Origin of the sequence: Pseudoalteromonas rubra (genome assembly GCF_001482385.1) — a bacterium.
GTDB lineage: Bacteria > Pseudomonadota > Gammaproteobacteria > Enterobacterales > Alteromonadaceae > Pseudoalteromonas > Pseudoalteromonas ardens.
Map to the genome: position 1 here is coordinate 2,113,668 of NZ_CP013611.1, position 17,989 is coordinate 2,131,656.

18 protein-coding genes are annotated in these 17,989 nt (G+C 48.1%); 10 read left to right on the forward strand and 8 right to left on the reverse strand.

Annotated elements, in window-relative coordinates:
- Positions 1-7: 7 nt before the first annotated feature.
- Both AT705_RS09325 and AT705_RS09330 read left to right on the forward strand, forming a co-directional pair.
- A complete protein-coding gene (locus AT705_RS09325) occupies positions 8-742 on the forward strand; it encodes a divergent polysaccharide deacetylase family protein (RefSeq protein WP_335339068.1) in 735 nt (244 codons plus the stop codon).
- Between the two features lie 283 nt (positions 743-1,025).
- Positions 1,026-1,445, forward strand: a complete 420-nt coding sequence (locus tag AT705_RS09330; protein ID WP_058796387.1) for a CBS domain-containing protein — start codon at positions 1,026-1,028, stop codon at positions 1,443-1,445.
- 42 nt (positions 1,446-1,487) lie between these two features.
- Here AT705_RS09330 and pepB read toward each other — a convergent pair whose 3' ends face one another.
- Positions 1,488-2,783: an aminopeptidase PepB gene (gene pepB, locus AT705_RS09335; protein ID WP_058796388.1), complete on the reverse strand. Its 1,296-nt coding sequence runs from the start codon at positions 2,781-2,783 to the stop codon at positions 1,488-1,490.
- An 81-nt stretch (positions 2,784-2,864) separates the two neighbouring features.
- On the opposite strand from pepB, the gene sfsA reads away from it, so the two are divergent.
- The 8 genes from sfsA to AT705_RS09375 all read left to right on the forward strand — a co-directional run bounded on the left by sfsA (position 2,865) and on the right by AT705_RS09375 (position 9,389).
- On the forward strand, positions 2,865-3,572 hold the full coding sequence (sfsA, locus tag AT705_RS09340; RefSeq protein WP_058796389.1) for a DNA/RNA nuclease SfsA: 708 nt from the start codon (positions 2,865-2,867) through the stop codon (positions 3,570-3,572).
- A 260-nt stretch (positions 3,573-3,832) separates the two neighbouring features.
- Positions 3,833-4,276 (forward strand): RNA polymerase-binding protein DksA, encoded by a 444-nt coding sequence (gene dksA, locus AT705_RS09345; RefSeq protein WP_010383453.1) that lies wholly within the window; start codon positions 3,833-3,835, stop codon positions 4,274-4,276.
- 18 nt (positions 4,277-4,294) lie between these two features.
- Positions 4,295-5,239, forward strand: coding sequence for a tRNA glutamyl-Q(34) synthetase GluQRS (gene gluQRS, locus AT705_RS09350; RefSeq protein ID WP_058796390.1), 945 nt, complete (start codon positions 4,295-4,297; stop codon positions 5,237-5,239).
- Positions 5,240-5,498: 259 nt separating this feature from the next.
- Positions 5,499-6,860, forward strand: a complete 1,362-nt coding sequence (gene pcnB, locus AT705_RS09355) for a polynucleotide adenylyltransferase PcnB (RefSeq protein ID WP_237113820.1) — start codon at positions 5,499-5,501, stop codon at positions 6,858-6,860.
- On the forward strand, positions 6,857-7,366 hold the full coding sequence (gene folK, locus AT705_RS09360; protein ID WP_058796392.1) for a 2-amino-4-hydroxy-6-hydroxymethyldihydropteridine diphosphokinase: 510 nt from the start codon (positions 6,857-6,859) through the stop codon (positions 7,364-7,366). The genes pcnB and folK overlap by 4 nt, the downstream gene beginning before the upstream one ends.
- Positions 7,367-7,421: 55 nt before the next feature.
- Complete coding sequence (gene panB, locus AT705_RS09365) at positions 7,422-8,216, forward strand: 3-methyl-2-oxobutanoate hydroxymethyltransferase (protein ID WP_058796393.1); 795 nt, start codon at positions 7,422-7,424, stop codon at positions 8,214-8,216.
- Positions 8,216-9,070, forward strand: coding sequence for a pantoate--beta-alanine ligase (gene panC, locus AT705_RS09370; RefSeq protein ID WP_058796394.1), 855 nt, complete (start codon positions 8,216-8,218; stop codon positions 9,068-9,070). The genes panB and panC overlap by 1 nt, the downstream gene beginning before the upstream one ends.
- 79 nt (positions 9,071-9,149) lie before the next feature.
- On the forward strand, positions 9,150-9,389 hold the full coding sequence (locus AT705_RS09375; RefSeq protein WP_058796395.1) for a hypothetical protein: 240 nt from the start codon (positions 9,150-9,152) through the stop codon (positions 9,387-9,389).
- 70 nt (positions 9,390-9,459) lie between these two features.
- Here AT705_RS09375 and AT705_RS09380 read toward each other — a convergent pair whose 3' ends face one another.
- From AT705_RS09380 to epd, 7 genes are all read right to left on the reverse strand, one after another.
- Positions 9,460-10,428 (reverse strand): PstS family phosphate ABC transporter substrate-binding protein, encoded by a 969-nt coding sequence (locus AT705_RS09380; RefSeq protein WP_010383461.1) that lies wholly within the window; start codon positions 10,426-10,428, stop codon positions 9,460-9,462.
- Positions 10,429-10,504: 76 nt separating this feature from the next.
- The gene (gene phoR, locus AT705_RS09385) at positions 10,505-11,833 is read right to left on the reverse strand and encodes a phosphate regulon sensor histidine kinase PhoR (RefSeq protein ID WP_058796396.1); all 1,329 of its coding nucleotides are present in this window, start codon (positions 11,831-11,833) and stop codon (positions 10,505-10,507) included.
- Between the two features lie 56 nt (positions 11,834-11,889).
- A complete protein-coding gene (gene phoB, locus AT705_RS09390) occupies positions 11,890-12,579 on the reverse strand; it encodes a phosphate regulon transcriptional regulator PhoB (RefSeq protein ID WP_010383464.1) in 690 nt (229 codons plus the stop codon).
- Positions 12,580-13,072: 493 nt separating this feature from the next.
- Positions 13,073-14,026, reverse strand: coding sequence for a porin (locus tag AT705_RS09395; RefSeq protein ID WP_237113808.1), 954 nt, complete (start codon positions 14,024-14,026; stop codon positions 13,073-13,075).
- A gap of 462 nt (positions 14,027-14,488) precedes the next feature.
- Positions 14,489-15,553: a class II fructose-bisphosphate aldolase gene (gene fba / locus AT705_RS09400; RefSeq protein ID WP_010383466.1), complete on the reverse strand. Its 1,065-nt coding sequence runs from the start codon at positions 15,551-15,553 to the stop codon at positions 14,489-14,491.
- 199 nt (positions 15,554-15,752) lie between these two features.
- Positions 15,753-16,931 (reverse strand): phosphoglycerate kinase, encoded by a 1,179-nt coding sequence (locus AT705_RS09405; protein WP_058796397.1) that lies wholly within the window; start codon positions 16,929-16,931, stop codon positions 15,753-15,755.
- Between the two features lie 31 nt (positions 16,932-16,962).
- Positions 16,963-17,976 carry an erythrose-4-phosphate dehydrogenase gene (epd, locus tag AT705_RS09410; protein WP_058796398.1) on the reverse strand — a complete coding sequence of 338 codons (1,014 nt, stop codon included), beginning with the start codon at positions 17,974-17,976 and terminating at the stop codon, positions 16,963-16,965.
- Positions 17,977-17,989: the final 13 nt, after the last annotated feature.

Consider the following 17,989-nt stretch of genomic DNA (forward strand, 5'->3'; position numbering starts at 1 on the left):
CTTTTTGGTGCTTTTTCTCTGCGCGGCACCAAGCTATGGCAACCAGGTTGCCATCGTCATCGACGACATTGGATATCACGAACGTGACTTAGAACTGCTGGATCTGCCCGGCCATTTGAGTTACGCCATTTTACCACACACCCCGTTTTCACAGCGCTTTGCTTACCAGGCCAGTCACAAGCGCCGCGAATTGCTGTTGCACATACCGATGCAGGCGCTTGAAGACAAAGCGCTGGGACCCGGTGGCCTGACACTGGACATGCGCAAATGGCAGCTGCAAACCACGCTGGGCCATGCGCTGGCAACCTTGCCCCAGGTCAAAGGCGTCAATAATCACATGGGCTCAGCACTGACCCAGTCTGTCGAGCCAATGAAGTGGACCATGGAACTCCTCAAAAAGCGCGGGCTGTACTTTCTTGACAGCCGCACCACAGAACTCAGTCAGGCCCAGAATGTGGCCAATTTGTATGGTGTCGCCAATGTCGCCCGCCATGTCTTTTTAGATAACCAGACACAGTCCGATGCGCTGCGTCGCCAGTTTGAAGAACTAAAATCACTTGCCCGTCAGCAAGGCTACGCCATCGGGATTGCGCACCCCTATCCGCAAACCCGGCTTTTTCTTGCCGAGGCACTGGGCGAATTGGCAAACGAGGGCATCGAGCTGGTTCCTTTGTCACACCTGGTTGAACAAAAGTACATCCAGCTGGCTGAGATAAAACGTAGCCCGCTCACCTCAGAATAAGGTCAATCGACATAAACTCGTCACCAAATTTGGTGATTAAACTGTCCATTCACCGCGCTCCAAACGCCCTATTTTGGAAGTCGGCCAGAAGACAAACTGGCAAACTCTTGTCACGTCTTTACAAAGGTAAGCGCCTCAACAATAACCGGACACGGGCTTCCCTCAGCTTGATAGATACGCCTTAATTAAGCGCATTGGCAGAAAAATTTGATCTGGGACCATTCACTGATACCCAGTGTCGGCTAGACTTAACTCAGACAGCATGCTCGCTTAAGGAAGTACTATGTTAACCACAGTTGCCGATTTAATGACGCCAGACCCACTGGCGGTTAGTGAAACCAATACCCTCAACGATGCCCATAACCTGATGCGTGAAAAGAACATTCGTCATATCCCGGTCATAGACGACAATGGCATGCTGGTTGGTATGCTGACACAAAAGATCATGATTGCCAAAGTGATGAGGATCATTGCCACCTACGGCACCAATGCACTGGAGCGTAAAGAAAAACAACAGCAAGTTGCTGAATTGATGGCCACCGACTTCGCCAGTATTCAGCCACAGCAAAGCTTACAGGAAGTGGTGCGGTTTTTTGTTGATAACCGTCATGGCTGCATGCCGGTCACAGATGACAAGGGCAAATTGTTAGGTATTTTGACTTCATCGGACTTTGTCCGTCTGGCCGCTGCCTTACTGTCATAAAAAAAGCCCCGATTGGGGCTTTTTCTTTGCATTTCAGACCTATCAGGCTTTAGCTTGCAGGGTGCGTGCTACCGTGCGCATGCCTAACGTTGTTGCACCCGATGCCCATTGCGAGCCAGCTGTGTTCTGGAACGATGCCGCCAGGTCGATATGCACCCAGCCCAGGCCTTCATTGGGCACAAAGCGAGACAAGAAGCCCGCTGCATTAGATGCACCACCGAAGCCACCGCCTTTTTGTGCACGGCTGTTCGCTGTGTCAGCGTACGCAGACGGACAGTTGTTCTGGTGCCATTTTTCCAGTGGCAACGGCCAGGCCGCCTCAAACTCTTCATGAGCAAACTGTTGTACTTCGTTCACTAATTCTTTGTCCAGGCCAAACAGAGCATTGTATTCCTGACCAACCGCAACCAGAGCTGCGCCCGTCAGGGTCGCTGCGTCAATAATCAATGGCGCACCTGTTTCACCAGCAGCCATCAGACCATCAGCCAGTACCAGACGACCTTCCGCATCCGTGTTCACAATTTCAACTGTGGTACCATTTTTATAAGTCAGGATATCTCCTAGCTTATAAGCATGACCTGAAATTAAGTTTTCCGCACAGCATAAGAACAGCTTGATGCGTTTGTCTATGCCACGCTGGATAGCAAGGGCCAGACCCGCTGTCACCGTCGCTGCGCCGCCCATGTCACATTTCATGGTGAGCATGCCTTCGCTTGGCTTAATTGAATAACCGCCTGAATCAAAGGTGATACCTTTACCCACCAATGCTGCCGCAACCGGAGCATCTTCATCGCCTGTTGGGTTAAAGTCCAGCTCCAGTAATACCGGTGGACGCTCACTGCCCCGGCCCACTTCATGGATCCCGATCCATTGATGTTCAAGCAGAGCGTTCCCTTTAATGATTTGGTAGCTGACATGCTCGGGGGCCAGTGACTGAATAAACTCAGCCGCTTTACCTGCCAGGCTTTCCGGATAGATGTCTTCAGCCGTGCCATTGATCATCTGACGGGTCCAGGTTGCAGCCGTTTTCAGTGCCTGTAGTTCACTGAGGTCAGACTGTGCGTTATCACAGAAGGTAACACCATCCAGTTGCTTCGGGCTTACGAACCCTTGATAAAATGCCCACTGAGATTCAGTGCACCAGGCGTCACCCTGTAACTCAACTGCAAGGATCCCTTGCTGTGCCACGCTGCGGCCCGCTTTTTGAATGGTCTTCAGTGTCTCGTGTTCGCTCAGGTGCACCAGCGCACCTTCCTGATCGTACGATAAAGTCGCATTGCCACCCCAATGTGCAGCCGGGGCCTGATCCGTCAGTCGAACAATAAATTTGTCAGCCATATATGATTTCACTCTTGCGCTTATTAGTTAATTGCAGTGTACACTAGCGGGCAAAATGCCCCAAATGAATGCGATTAATCTATGAAGTTTCACGCCCCACTGGCAAAAGCCACCTTGCTAAAACGCTATAAACGCTTTTTGGTTGACTTGCGCAGCGATACACAACAAGAATTCACCGTCCATTGCGCCAACACCGGCAAAATGACGGGGTGTGCAGACCCTGGCTTTGGTGCCTACTACTCAACCAGTGGCAATCCAAAACGCAAATATCCACACTCGCTGGAACTGACAGAAAATCAAGATGGCGACCTGATCTGCGTGAATACCGTGGTGGCCAATAAGGTTGCCATAGAAGCGCTTGAACAGGACCGCATTCCCGAGCTGAGTGGCTACCAGACACAGCGCAGTGAAGTGAAATACGGCACAGAGAATAGCCGCATCGACATCTTACTTCAGGACCAGGACAAACCAGACTGCTACATAGAAGTGAAATCTGTGACCCTGCTCGAACAGGGACAAGGCTACTTTCCGGATGCCCAGACCACTCGAGGTCAAAAGCATCTGCGCGAACTGATCCAGACTCGCCAACAAGGGATGCGCGCTGTGTTGCTGTTTGTCGTCATGCACAACGGTATCGCGCAGGTTAAACCAGCCGCTCATATCGACAGCAAGTACGCCGCACTGATTGAGGAAGCGCTGGCACACGGGGTCGAGATCTATGCCTACCGGGCCAAAGTATCAACCCAGGAAATCATACTCACCGAAGCACTTCCCTTTGCTGAGCACTAAACTAGCGTGTTATACAACAGTGATCTTACGGCATTAAAAGTGCTGTATAATGAGTATTAAGCTTGAAAGTAGAAAATTTGCCTCCATATAGCTGCAAATGTCAGTGTGACCCCCGTTCGTCGCGACTTTGTGATTCCGATCATACCTTCAAACCGGGAGTGGTCTAACAAGCAAAAAGTGTTTGCCAAGGGGTAAAGATTTTGCTATCTATAGCCGCCGGCGTTAGCTGGGGTTGTTTATTAAGGATTTAGGAGAATGCTATGCCAGACCAGAAAAAACTAGGGTTGTTGGCTCAAGCCGGTTTAGAACCTTATCAGGAAAAACCGGGTGAAGAATATATGAATGACGCACAACGTGCGCATTTCAAAAAATTACTGGAAGCGTGGCGTAGCGATCTTCGTAACGAAGTTGACCGCACTAAGAGCCACATGCAAGATGAAGCGGCAAATTTCCCGGATCCAGTCGATCGTGCAGCACAGGAAGAAGAGTTTTCTTTAGAACTGCGTACCCGCGACCGTGAGCGTAAGCTGATCAAGAAAATTGAAAAAACACTACAACTGATCGAAGACGACGATTTCGGTTATTGTGACTCATGTGGCATTGAAATTGGTATTCGCCGCCTTGAGGCCCGCCCAACAGCGGACCTATGTGTAGACTGTAAATCAATCGCTGAAATAAAAGAAAAACAACAAGGCCGGGGCTAACACACGTTCGTCTCAGCTATGCTACCCCAGTTTAATAGCGATTATCTATCCGGGAGCTATCGAGGTCGATTTGCTCCCTCTCCCTCCGGTGCGCTCCATTTCGGTTCATTGATCGCCGCACTCGCCAGTTATCTCGATGCCAAAATCAATCAAGGTCAGTGGCTGATTCGCATGGAAGACATAGACACACCCAGAGTGGTTGCTGGTGCCGCCGATGACATCCTCAGAACTTTGGACGCCTATGGTCTGCATTGGGATGGTGAAGTGGTTTATCAAAGCCAGCGTCACGACTTATATCAGGATGTACTTGCGCAGCTAGATGCCGCAAATCTGATCTACCCTTGCAGCTGTACCCGTAAAGCACTCAAGCAACGCGGTGGCATTTATGATAACCATTGTCGGGAGCGACAGCTCACACCCGAAGGCAATGCACTGAGACTTACTCAAACCCAACCCGTTTATTCATTCACCGATCTGCTTCAGGGTGAGGTTCTATTGAGCAACGCTTTAGCTGAAGAAGACTATATCGTAAAGCGCCGTGACGATCTGTTTGCTTACCAGTTAGTTGTGGTCGTCGATGACATTGACCAGCAAATTACTCGCATTGTGCGCGGTGCAGACCTGTTAGAGCCCACCGCACGCCAGATCAGCTTGTTCAGACAACTTATTGGCGACGCGCCAGACTATGCCCATGTCTCGCTCGCAGTGGCACAGCCCGGCTTTAAACTATCCAAGCAAAACCATGCCCCCGCGATCGACAATACCAGGCCACAGCCTGCGTTGTGTGCCGCGTTACGCTTTCTGGGTTTGCCTGTTCCGGACGAATTACAAAACTACCCCGTACCCACCATTCTGCGCTGGGCAGAACAGCAATTTACTTTACAAGCTTTACCGCGTCATCGCGAGATCCAGGTTTCCCTGTTGAGCGACGGACACTATGATTTTACCCGGTTAACCGCCTGAGGCCACAGCCATCTTTTCCCCAGGTCCTGGTACTCAATCTCATGTTGGATTTTTAATCATGAATCCACGCCCGCTCCTTCAATTTGACCCCATTTGAGTATATGATAGCGGGCCTCGTTAATTCGCCTACACTATACAAACTAAAACAGGTTCTATGGCCGTATGGCGAGTGTGTATGCATTATTGCACGCAATATTGATTGTTCAGGGTCGTTAGGAGAGTCGTTATTATTTCCAAAATTATTAAGCTTTGCCGCCAGATAGTTAAAGGCAAAGATCCGCTAGGAACCGTGACATGCAGCGCTACACCTGTGTTGATACCACGCAGTGAGCATGCAATCTCGCGCAAACAATTTAGCCCCAATGCAATCAAAGTACTATACCGACTTAAAGATGGAGGCTATGACGCCTACCTAGTTGGTGGTTGTATTCGTGATATTTTGTTAGGGATTGAACCGAAAGATTTTGACGTGGTGACCAACGCCACACCTGAACAAGTCAAAAAGCTATTTCGTAACTGTCGTTTAATTGGCCGCCGTTTTCGCCTTGCGCACATCGTTTTCGGCCGGGAAATCATCGAAGTGGCCACCATGCGCGGACACCATCAGGCACAGGACAATCCGGATCCGACCAGTCAGTCAAGCGACCAGGGCCAGCTGCTGCGCGATAATGTGTATGGCACCATTGAAGAGGATGCGCAGCGCCGCGACTTCTCAATTAATGCACTTTATTATTCGATTAACGACTTCAGCATCCGAGACTTTGCCGGCGGTATTGCGGCCATTGAGCACCGTAAAATAGAACTCATCGGCGACCCTGAAACCCGTTACCGCGAAGATCCGGTTCGTATGCTTCGCGCGGTACGTTTCGCCACTAAGCTGGATATGACCATTGCCGGCCCAACTGAAGCGCCGATTGCTGAACTGGCCCCGTTGCTTGGTAACATTCCACCAGCACGCTTGTTTGAAGAAACCCTGAAACTCTTTTTGGGTGGCAAGGCCGAAGCTAATTTCCTGATGCTCAGAAAATATGGCCTGTTTAAACAGCTATTTCCGGCCGTAGATGCCATTTTAGATAGCGCTGACAGTGAGTTTGAAATTACCTTTATCCAAAAAATGTTTGCCAATACGGACGATCGCATCAACGCAGATAAAAAGGTCACTCCGGCCTTTATTTATGCAGCCCTGTTGTGGTTCCCACTGCGCGATCGTTGTAACACGCTGATAGCGGAAGGTATGAACGAGTATGATGCCTTTATGCAGGCAATCAGTCAGGTTCTGGCCGAGAACGCGCGTCATATTGCCGTGCCCAAGCGCTTTACGCTGGGTGCACGAGATATCTGGCACATCCAACAGCGCCTGGATAAACGCGGTGGTCAACGCGCCTATCGTCTCAGCCTGCAACCCAGATTCAAAGCCGGATATGATTTCCTGCTGTTACGGGTTGAAAGTGGCGAAACTGAGCAACAAGAGTTGGCAAACTGGTGGACCGATTATTTACAACAGGACGTGTCCGGACAAAAAGAGATGGTGAAAGCACTGGGTCAACGCTCAGGAGGCTCAGAAAGGCGCAGACGCCGTCCCAGAAACAAACCACGTAGAAAACCTAATCCCGAATCATGAACACCGTTTATATTGGACTGGGGGCGAATCTTAACGCCCCTGAGGCACAGCTACGTAATGCGCTGGATGCACTGAATACATCAACTGTACTTACGCTCGCGCAGGTCTCCAGCTTTTATGCCTCAAAACCTATGGGTCCGCAGGACCAACCCGACTATGTGAACGCCGTTGCCAAACTTATCACGGATCTACCCGCCATTGAGGTACTTGATTTGCTCCAGCAAATTGAACTGCAACATGGCCGGGTACGCAAAGCCGAACGTTGGGGTCCACGTACCTTAGACTTAGATATTCTGTTATACAACGATGCGCAGATAGCAACGCAACGACTGATCGTGCCGCATTATGGCTTATGTGAACGTGAATTTGTGGTCTTTCCATTACTGGAGATTGCACCTGGACTCACTTTACCCACAGGCCAGGCACTGGCGGACATCGCCACGACATTACCACGTAACGGGCTGACTGCCATTAGTCAGTATCCTGTTGCAGCGTCGCTTGCATAGCATGACCTGAGCACCGCAGTGCGCTCAGCATCGAATTGAACACAAAGGGGGAAATATGGCTAAAGTAACCGTTTCAACATTGGCCAAGAAAAAGCGTGAAGGAACAAAAATCACGGCACTAACCGCATACGATGCCAGCTTTGCCAAGCTGTTCTATGACAATGGCGTTGACATTATCCTGGTCGGAGATTCATTAGGTATGGTACTGCAAGGCGGCGAAGATACACTGGCTGTCACTACCACTGATATCGCCTACCATACTCGCTGTGTTCGCGCTGGCAGCAAAGAGCTATTTGTGATCGCAGATATGCCCTTCATGAGCTACGCTAACCCGGCACAAGCATGCGAAAACGCGGCGACGTTAATGCGTTCAGGCGCAAATATGGTCAAACTGGAAGGCGGTGAGTGGCTGCTTGATTCTATTCGTTTGCTCACTCAACAAGGCATCCCAGTGTGTGGTCATTTAGGCCTGACACCACAGTCCGTGAATGTCTTTGGTGGCTTTAAAATTCAGGGCCGCGAAGACGCACAGGCGGAGAAAATGGTTGCCGATGCGATTGCCTTGGAACAGGCTGGTGCACAGCTGCTGGTTGTGGAGTGTATTCCTTCTGCACTGGCAAAACGTATCAGTGAAGCGCTGAGCATTCCGGTCATTGGTATTGGAGCGGGTAAAGACACCGATGGCCAGATCCTGGTTATGCACGACCTGGTCGGTATCTCTGCAGGCTATATTCCTAAGTTTTCGAAAAACTTCCTCGCCGAGACGGGCAACATGCCTGAAGCGGTCGAAAAGTTTTGCGCCGATGTGAAAAGTGGAGCATTCCCCTCTCAAGAACACGAGTTTAACTAATGCAATCAATTACAGAAATCAAATCTCTGCGTAGCCAAATCAAGGCCTGGCGACAACAAGGGCAAAGCATCGCCTTTGTTCCCACTATGGGAAATTTGCATCAGGGGCATTTTTCTCTGGTTGAAAAGGCCAAAACTCTGGCGGACAAAGTGGTGGTCAGTATTTTTGTCAATCCAATGCAATTTGGTGCCAACGAAGACCTGGACAAGTACCCACGGACACTGACCCAGGATAAACAAGGCTTAGCCGAACTGGACACAGACATTGTCTTCACGCCCAGTGTTGATGCTATCTATCCAAACGGGCTCGACACACAAAGTTATGTCGATGTCCCTGGTGTATCCGAAGGCTATTGCGGTGGCAGCCGCAGCGGTCACTTCAGAGGCGTTGCTACGGTCGTCACTAAGTTATTCAACCTAGTACAACCTGACTTTGCCTGCTTTGGGGAAAAAGATTATCAGCAACTTCAGGTTATCAAAACCATGGTCCGCGACTTATCGATGCCTATCGAAATTATTGGCGTACCGACTCAGCGGGAAATTTCCGGGCTGGCAATGAGTTCACGCAATGGCTATTTATCTGAACAAGAAAAAGAAACCGCTAAAGTGCTATATCAGGTATTAAATGATACCGCACAGCAACTGCAAGACGGCGTACGCGATTATGCAACGCTGCAGCAGGCAGCCAAATCTGTACTTGAAGATGCGGGACTTCAACCTGATTACTTCTCTATCGCACAAAGACAGAGCCTAAAACCTGCTACACTGGAAGACGGTGAGTTTGTCATTTTGGCTGCTGCTTACCTCGGCCAAGTGAGACTAATCGATAATATCCAGGTCCTCACCGACGCATAACAATGTATAGGATCCCTGAGTTCTCGGCGCACAGCGCTGTGGGATCCTAATTTCAATTACTCTCTTGCAGGACTGTCTCATGAAACCACAGATATCGATTATCGCCTTGCTACTGGCAGGCTGTAGTAATACCAATTCCCCTGAACTGAACCAGTGCGCACAACAAAACTATCAATGCGAACAAAGTTGCGAGCAACGTGCGAACCCTCAGTCAATGGCCATGCAGGTGTGTAGCAATGGGTGTATTGAGTCGTTTAACCAATGCAAGGCGCAGGCTGAGCAGCTCACTCAGCAGCAGCGTAATAACACCTTGTATTAAAAACTATTGCTGGCAAAAATTGGACATAAAAAAACCGCTCCAGGAGCGGTTTTTTCTTTCTGTGCAATGCTTATAGCAGGCCTAGCTTCTTAAGCTCTTTGCTTGCAAGCTGGCTTGAAAGTGGTACATAGCCATCTTTCTCTACGATCTTCTGACCTTCTTTTGACAGCACCATCTTCAGGAACTCAGCTTCAATTGGAGAAAGCGGCTTGTTCGGGTGCTTATTCACGTAAAGGTATAGGAAACGAGACAGTGGGTACTTACCCTTTGCAACATTGTCCAGTGTGGCATCAACAAAGTTGTCGCCTTTTTTCGACAGCGGTACTGTGCGCACACCTGATGTCTTATAACCAATGCCTGAGTAGCCAATTGCATTCACTGATGAAGAGATTGACTGAACCACTGAAGCTGAACCTGGCTGTTCGTTTACGTTGTTACGGAAGTCACCTTTACACAGGGCTTTTTTCTTAAAGTAACCATAAGTACCTGATACTGAGTTTCGACCATACAACTGAATGTCTTTGCTACCCCAGTCGCCAGACAGACCTAAGTCGCTCCAGCGCTCAACTTGCTCAGAAGCACCACATTTACGCGTTGATGAGAAAATAGCATCAACCTGGTCGATACGCAGACCCTGAATTGGGTTATCTTTGTGTACAAATACTGCCAATGCATCGATAGCAACACGTACTTCAGTCGGCTTATAACCATAACGCTTTTCAAACGCTTCGATTTCTTTCGACTTCATCTTACGGCTCATTGGGCCAAAGTTGGCTGTCGCTTCAGTCAAAGCCGGTGGTGCAGTAGAAGAACCCGCAGCCTGAATTTGAATGTTCACGTTAGGGTAAATACGTTTGTACTCTTCCGCCCAGAACGTCATCATGTTAGCCAGTGTGTCAGAACCCACAGATGAAAAGTTACCTGAGATACCGCTGGTTTTGTTGTACTCAGGTAGATTCTTATCAAGTGCAGAGGCTTGAGCAGATACCAGTGTTGTTACAGCCACACCCATTGCGGCAACTAAGCTTTTAAATTTCATTGGGGTCACTCCAAATGTTCTTCCCATTTAATTTCTGAGCACATTGTGCAGAAAACAAATGACAATAAAATTACTCTCAAATGACACTTTTATGACTTTCATTACTTGTCATAAAAATGCGTTTTTCTTTTTCGAAGGCAAATGAGAAACACGATCCTTTGCCCAGTGTACTGTCAATTTCCAAATGTGAGTCATGACGTGACAAGACATGTTTGGTGATGGCCAAACCCAGCCCGGAGCCACCGGTTTTGCGGCTACGTGCCTTATCTACACGATAGAAACGCTCTGTGAGCCGGTTTATGTGCTCAGGCGCAATCCCATCACCATTATCAATAACAGAAAAGCGGGCACGCTCTGATTCCAGTAACCAGTTCACGGTGATTTTGCCACCAGGCTTAGTGTAATGAATGGCATTGAACACCAGATTGGAAAAGGCGCTACGTAGCTCATCAACACACCCTTTAATATCCAGTGCCTGATCAACGTTAAACTCAATCTCATGATGTTTATCCTGATTCAGTGAATTGGCTTCAGTCTGGATCAGAGTCAGCATGGCTGGCACGTTCACCGCTTTGTCATTGTCTTGGTTACGTTGCCCTTCAATGCGAGATAAGGAGAGCAACTGATTGACCAAGCTATCCATCCGTTTGCACTGCTCTATCATGGTATGATGCGCTTTGTTCCACATTGCCGGCGATGGCATATTATCGCCTTCCATCATCTCCAGATAGCCCGTCACCACTGTCAGTGGTGTACGCAGTTCGTGAGATACATTGGCAACAAAGTCTTTGCGCATCTGCTCGAGCTGTTTCAGTCTGGAGATATCACGCACCACCATCATTAACTGCTCTGCGTAGGGCATAACCCGAAACTCTAATACACGCTCTCCGCCATGCCCAGACTCCATCTCCAGAGGATCATCAAAATCATGAGCCTGCATATATTTGACGAACTTAGGATCGCGGATCAGGTTATCCAGGCGTTGCCCATGATCTGTCGGCCATTGCAGACCCAGCACCTTGAGGGCAAGTTGGTTACACCAGACAATACTGAGATCCTGTTGCATCACAATCACAGCATCCGGTACCGCCTCGGCACCTTCGCGAAAACGTCGGATCAATTCAGCCAGCTCATTACGCTTTTTACGGTTGCGATGTTGTAGCTGGTAGATCCCTTCAAAGATCTGCTCCCAGGCTCCTGAGCCTTCAGGTGGGTTAAAACTGCGCTGGTTGATTAACCAGTCACTCAGTCGATACAGTTGTTGATAATGCCAGATCAATAGCACCATGGCACCGATAAAGAGTAATACAAACGGTGCGCCTAATAAGATCCCAATCAGGGTTAATGGCAGGAAATACAAAAACAGGCGTTTCAATAACGCCTGTTTATCAATCACCCTATACATACAAAATGATCCTAAAGAAAATGCGCCACGGTTAGCCTACCATAGCGCCAGGTGCTTTACAGCTTACTCGAGAAGCGATAACCAGCACCGCGTACGGTTTGTACTAGGCGATCATGGCCCAAAGGTGCAATCGCTTTGCGTAAGCGACGGATATGAACATCCACTGTACGATCTTCAACATACACATTAGTGCCCCAAACGTGATCCAACAACTGCTCTCGGCTATAAACACGCTCCGGGTGTGTCATAAAGAAATGCAGCAATCTGAATTCAGTAGGCCCCATTTCCAGCTCATTGCCAGCAGAGGTTACGCGGTGTGAGATCGGATCAAGACGTAACCCGTGCACTTCAATAGCCTCTTCCAGTGACGTTGGAGAAACCCTTCGCATCACTGCCTTGATACGTGCCATTAATTCTTTTGGAGAGAAAGGTTTAGTAACGTAGTCGTCTGCACCCACTTCCAATCCTTTGACCTTATCTTCTTCTTCCCCACGTGCTGTCAGCATGATAATCGGGATTTGTCTGGTGTATTCGCTTTGTTTAAACTTTTTGGCAATCTGAATACCGCTGCCACCTGGCAACATCCAGTCCAATAACACCATATCAGGATAAGGCTCAACCATAGCTGCAATTGCAGAATCATAGTCTTCAGCTTCAATGGCTTGAAAACCATTTTGTTCCAACACAAACACCAACATTTCTCTGATCGGTGCTTCGTCATCAACTACCAGTACTTTACGTGACATTCCCATTTATCTCTTACGTTACCGAAGTGGGTTTCATTATTATGACTAAGTATGACAGTTTTATGAAATACCAAGTGATAAAAGATGACAATTGGGAAAAAAATAGGGCCAAACAAATACAAAGCTATAATACTGAAAAAACGTAAGTTTCATTAAAATGCTGGCTTACCTTGACCAGAAAATGGGTTAAATCCTTGTTTAGTCAAGTTTGTTTTGTCGGTTTGTGTACACAAGTCACAAAACCTACGCTGTAAAAGCCACGTAACGCCAGACATACGGGCCATTCAAGTTCATTTATAAACCAGAGCAATATGACTCAGCAACAGAGCACTCAGACCGAGTTATGACGATAAACTTGATCCCAGCGATATGGGGGTTACTAAGTCCAATTAATCCAGTGGGATTCTTTCATGTTGCACAGCCCCTACAGCATAACGCTATTAAATGCATGCTTGATCAAGCGGCCCTATTGAGTATGAGCTCACCCTGTACGCTAAAAGTCATACCTTAATGTCAGTGCCATATGATCCTGATCCGCTTCGTTATCGAGATCGATTTTCGTGTACCATAAGTACATTCTCGTTTGCTTTGATAGGCTTTTCTCAACCCCGATGGAAGTTGCATCACCAGAGTCCTTCAGCTTGCCGGAGGCACCATCGGAGTTTTGATATTGCGCCAGCAACTTGTAACCATTGTCCAACTTCAATGATGCGCTGGCCATGTAACTGTCTACCGTGTCATTACTGTCAATGGCTTCACTTTGCTGATAACTGGCACCTAAGGTCACTTTAGCCACTTTGCCTTGTACAGTAATACGAGTAATGTCCTGGCCTGCGACTTCTTCATCGCGTGCCACACTGGCATAAATCGCGGTTTTTTTCAGTTTACTGTCACCATAAGAGGCAGCCATCGACAACCCGCTCTCGCCATTTTGCTTGCTGTTGTCTTCGCTGATATAACTGACTGTAAATTTAAGATGATTCAATGAAGGGGTTGTATATTGTAACGTGTCGCCAAGGCGGTTTTCACCAACAAAAAAGCTCTTGATGTCGGCATTGAAGTCGTTCATGAGATCCACTTTCCCCTGAGACTTCTTCATAGGCGTGTCAGCCCGACCCACTAAAACCTGACCAAACCGACCTTTGACACCCACATACTGTGAGCGGGCGGTAATGTTCTCTTCAGACTTACCGTCGTTGTCGTTTTCTGACATTTCAACCTGAAATTCCAACTTATAAAACGCAGAGATCCCGGTGTCTATGTCTGCTCCGCCTTTGATCCCCATCCTGGAAGCATAGCTCTCAACAGATGTGTCTGAGCCACTTCCCGTATCACTGTTTGCCACACCCAAATGGGCGCGACCGTAAACCTTGAGCTCTTCAGCTTTTACTTCCATGCAAGCCAGCGCAGAACACCCTATAAGGGCAGCCATAAAGCATTTTTTCATACTTTGACCCCAATAAAAATCAATGTGAGCAGAATAGAGTATTATTTAAAGCTAGACGCTCTGTATCAGAGATCAAGTGATGTACCGCTGGATCAAAGTTTTTCTAAGTCAAAATGTCAGAGATCACATTTATACCAACAAGATCCGATCGGGATCATGTTTTTACTAAGAAAAATGATCAGTTCTGGCACACTCAACACAACCAACGGGCTAACTTATTGATTTTAGATCGGTTCCAAGGGGGTAATGCACTCAGATCCTCCCCTGACTTAGTAAGATCACGATCCAGAAACCTCTTCACTCTTGTCACTTAGTCAAGATCTGATCCCAGATTACATAGGTAGGTAAAACTCTGATCCCAACAGGATCAACGTATGTGCCAGAAGCAATCAACACAAACAAAAATGCCGCAGTGCACACACTGCGGCATTTAACACTAACCCAATTGTGTCGTGTTAGTATTTATTTGATCTGAGGATCCAGCTCGCCAGACAGATATTTCAGGTGCATATCGTCCAACGAGATTGGCTTAATGCGGCTTGCATGACCCGCAGTACCAAACGCTTCGTAACGCGCAACACAGATCTCTGTCATCGCTTTCGTTGCTTCAGCAAGGTACTTACGAGGGTCAAAGTTAGCCGGGTTATGTGCCAGGTGACGACGGATAGCACCTGTTGCAGCCAAACGTAAATCAGTGTCAATGTTCACCTTACGCACACCATGCTTGATGCCTTCAACGATCTGCTCAACGGGTACACCATACGTCTCTGGGATCTCTCCACCAAATTCATTGATCACGGCCAACCACTCCTGAGGCACCGATGAAGAACCGTGCATGACCAAATGGGTATTCGGGATACGTGCATGGATCTCTTTGATACGGTTGATTGCCAGAATGTCACCCGTTGGTGGACGCGTAAACTTGTATGCACCATGAGAAGTACCACAAGCAATGGCCAGTGCATCAACCCCTGTTTTCTTAACGAAGTCAGCCGCTTCTTCAGGATCGGTCAGCAGTTGATCATGAGAGAGTTTACCTACCGCACCAATGCCATCTTCTTCACCCGCTTCACCCGTTTCTAGTGAACCCAGTACTCCCAGTTCACCCTCAACCGAAACACCACCAGCGTGTGCCATTTCTACAGTACGTCGTGTTACATCGACATTGTACTCATAGCTAGACGGGGTTTTGCCATCTTCCATCAAAGAACCATCCATCATAACTGATGAAAATCCGAGCTGAATTGAACGCTGACAGACGCCCGGAGATGTACCGTGATCCTGGTGCATAACAACCGGAATATGTGGCCATTCTTCCACTGCGGCCAAAATCATATGGCGAATAAACGGTGCCCCTGCGTACTTACGTGCGCCTGCCGAGCCCTGAACAATCACCGGACTGTTGGTTTTGTCTGCCGCTTCCATAATAGCGCGCATTTGCTCTTGATTATTTACATTAAAGGCAGGAACGCCGTAACCATGCTCTGCGGCATGATCCAGCAATTGACGCATACTGATTAAAGCCATTGTGCTTTCTCCAATTGTTGATGAGTGAAGCTGATATTTCCAGATCAGCACTCGTGCTCATCGATTTGAACGGGATAAAATTTTAAGTGCTACACACTCAATTTGTTTTGAGAATAAATGTGAGAGAGTCTCAAAACCGGACCAAACTATCGGCCCAAAAATGTGATGCTGCGACGTATTGCGCAGCATCGTGCTTGAATTACGCTTTCGCTCTTTGTTCAAGCATAGCGACTGCTGGCAGTTTTTTCCCCTCAAGGAACTCTAAAAACGCACCACCGCCAGTCGAGATGTATGAGATTTCATCTGCTACGCCGTATTTATCAATCGCAGCAAGGGTATCACCACCACCAGCAATTGAGAAAGCGCTGGACTTAGCAATCGCATTAGCAATCGCTTCAGTACCATTACCGAATTGATCGAATTCGAATACGCCCACCGGACCATTCCAAACCACTGTACCTGCGTTGGCAATAATCTTAGCCAGCGTATTAGCAGTTTCAGGACCAATATCGAAGATCATGTCAGTGTCACGGACTTCCGCTACATCTTTGATCTCTGCAACCGCAGACTCTGAGAACTCGTCACCAACTACCACGTCTGTAGGCACAGGAATATCTCCGTCATTAGCCAGCGCAGCAGCACTCAGTTTGTTCGCTTCATCAATCAGGTCTGCTTCATATAGTGACTTACCTACCGGATTACCTGCTGCAGCGATAAAGGTATTCGCAATCCCGCCACCAGTAACCAACTGATCAACCACTTTAGATAGTGAGTCAAGTACTGTCAGTTTAGTAGACACTTTAGAGCCACCCACGATAGCAACCAGAGGGCGTGCCGGGTTATCTAGCGCTTTACCTAATGCATCCAACTCTGCCGCCAGTAACGGACCTGCACAGGCAACGTCAGCAAACAAACCAACGCCATGCGTTGATGCCTGAGCACGGTGCGCTGTACCAAATGCATCCATTACATACACGTCACAGAGTGCTGCCAGCTGCTTCGACAGGGCTTCATCGTTCTTCTTTTCACCAACATTGAAGCGGACGTTTTCGAATACCACAACTTCATTATCTGCGATATCAACGCCATCCAGATAGTTGTCAACGAGACGCACATTTTGATCTAGCGCGTCGTTAAGATAATCAACAACTGGTTGTAGTGAATACTGCGCATCGTATTCCCCTTCCGTTGGGCGACCCAGGTGAGACATCACCATAACCTTGGCACCTTTTTCCAGGGCAAGCTTAATGGTAGGTAAAGAGGCTCTGATACGGGCATCTGATGTAACCTTACCTTCTTTCACCGGTACGTTAAGATCTTCACGGATCAGAACGCGTTTGCCGTTTAAATCTAAATCCGCCATCTTAATGACTGACATTGACATCTCCTTCAAGAACGATACTGAGTTTTTAATTAACTTGTGTCATTGCTGTGGCTGTATCGAGCATGCGATTTGCAAATCCCCACTCGTTGTCGCACCACACCAGCAACTTCGCCAACCGTTTCTGGCTGACACGTGTTTGGGTACCATCTATGATACTGGAATGTGGATCATGATTAAAATCCACCGAGACCAAAGGCTCTTCAGTGTAGTCCAGTATCCCTTGCAACGGACCACCAGCGGCCTGTTGTAATGCATTATTCACTTGTTCAAGCGTCACATCACTGTTCAGGGTCACGCTCAGATCCATTGCCGTCACATTAATGGTGGGTACCCGCACTGCAATGGCTTCAAAACAGCCATGAAATTTAGGCAAGATCCGCTCGATCCCGCGGGCCAGCTTAGTATCCACCGGGATAATTGACTGACTTGCTGCGCGGGTGCGCCGCAGATCAGGATGATAAGCATCAATCACCTGTTGATCATGCATAGACGCATGGATCGTTGTGATGGTGCCCGAGCCAATCCCAAAAGCATCATCCAATACATTTATGACAGGGACAATACAGTTAGTGGTACATGACCCATTTGATACGATGGTATGCTCAGGACGCAGTTCTTTGTCATTGATACCATACACTATGGTGGCATCGACGTCCGCGTCAGCCGGGTGAGAGAACAACACTTTCTTGGCACCCGCGCGCAAATGTGCCTGAGCATGAAAACGGGAATGAAATACACCTGTACACTCTAAAACAACATCAACATCGAGGGCATGCCAGGGTAAATGGCTGGGATCGGCTTCGCTAAACAGTTGGATTTTATCGTCTCCAACCGTCAGATAAGGCGCATCAAGGTGAACAGGAAAAGCAAAACGCCCATGTGAGGTATCGTATTTCAGCAGATGTGCAATGCCCTGCGGATCGGCAAGTTCATTTATGGCGACGATTTGAATGTCATGCTGGCGACCAGATTCATACAAAGCTCGCACTATATTGCGACCAATACGACCAAAACCATTTATAGCCAGTTTGATAGTCATTAAATTGAAGATC

Coding starts and splice junctions, on each gene's coding strand:
- AT705_RS09330 (WP_058796387.1), top strand. CDS start 1,026: ATGTTAACCACAGTTGCCGATTTAATGACGCCAGACCCACTGGCGGTT.
- pepB (WP_058796388.1), bottom strand. CDS start 2,783: ATGGCTGACAAATTTATTGTTCGACTGACGGATCAGGCCCCGGCTGCA.
- sfsA (WP_058796389.1), top strand. CDS start 2,865: ATGAAGTTTCACGCCCCACTGGCAAAAGCCACCTTGCTAAAACGCTAT.
- dksA (WP_010383453.1), top strand. CDS start 3,833: ATGCCAGACCAGAAAAAACTAGGGTTGTTGGCTCAAGCCGGTTTAGAA.
- gluQRS (WP_058796390.1), top strand. CDS start 4,295: ATGCTACCCCAGTTTAATAGCGATTATCTATCCGGGAGCTATCGAGGT.
- folK (WP_058796392.1), top strand. CDS start 6,857: ATGAACACCGTTTATATTGGACTGGGGGCGAATCTTAACGCCCCTGAG.
- panB (WP_058796393.1), top strand. CDS start 7,422: ATGGCTAAAGTAACCGTTTCAACATTGGCCAAGAAAAAGCGTGAAGGA.
- panC (WP_058796394.1), top strand. CDS start 8,216: ATGCAATCAATTACAGAAATCAAATCTCTGCGTAGCCAAATCAAGGCC.
- AT705_RS09375 (WP_058796395.1), top strand. CDS start 9,150: ATGAAACCACAGATATCGATTATCGCCTTGCTACTGGCAGGCTGTAGT.
- AT705_RS09380 (WP_010383461.1), bottom strand. CDS start 10,428: ATGAAATTTAAAAGCTTAGTTGCCGCAATGGGTGTGGCTGTAACAACA.
- phoR (WP_058796396.1), bottom strand. CDS start 11,833: ATGTATAGGGTGATTGATAAACAGGCGTTATTGAAACGCCTGTTTTTG.
- phoB (WP_010383464.1), bottom strand. CDS start 12,579: ATGTCACGTAAAGTACTGGTAGTTGATGACGAAGCACCGATCAGAGAA.
- AT705_RS09395 (WP_237113808.1), bottom strand. CDS start 14,026: ATGAAAAAATGCTTTATGGCTGCCCTTATAGGGTGTTCTGCGCTGGCT.
- fba (WP_010383466.1), bottom strand. CDS start 15,553: ATGGCTTTAATCAGTATGCGTCAATTGCTGGATCATGCCGCAGAGCAT.
- AT705_RS09405 (WP_058796397.1), bottom strand. CDS start 16,931: ATGTCAGTCATTAAGATGGCGGATTTAGATTTAAACGGCAAACGCGTT.
- epd (WP_058796398.1), bottom strand. CDS start 17,976: ATGACTATCAAACTGGCTATAAATGGTTTTGGTCGTATTGGTCGCAAT.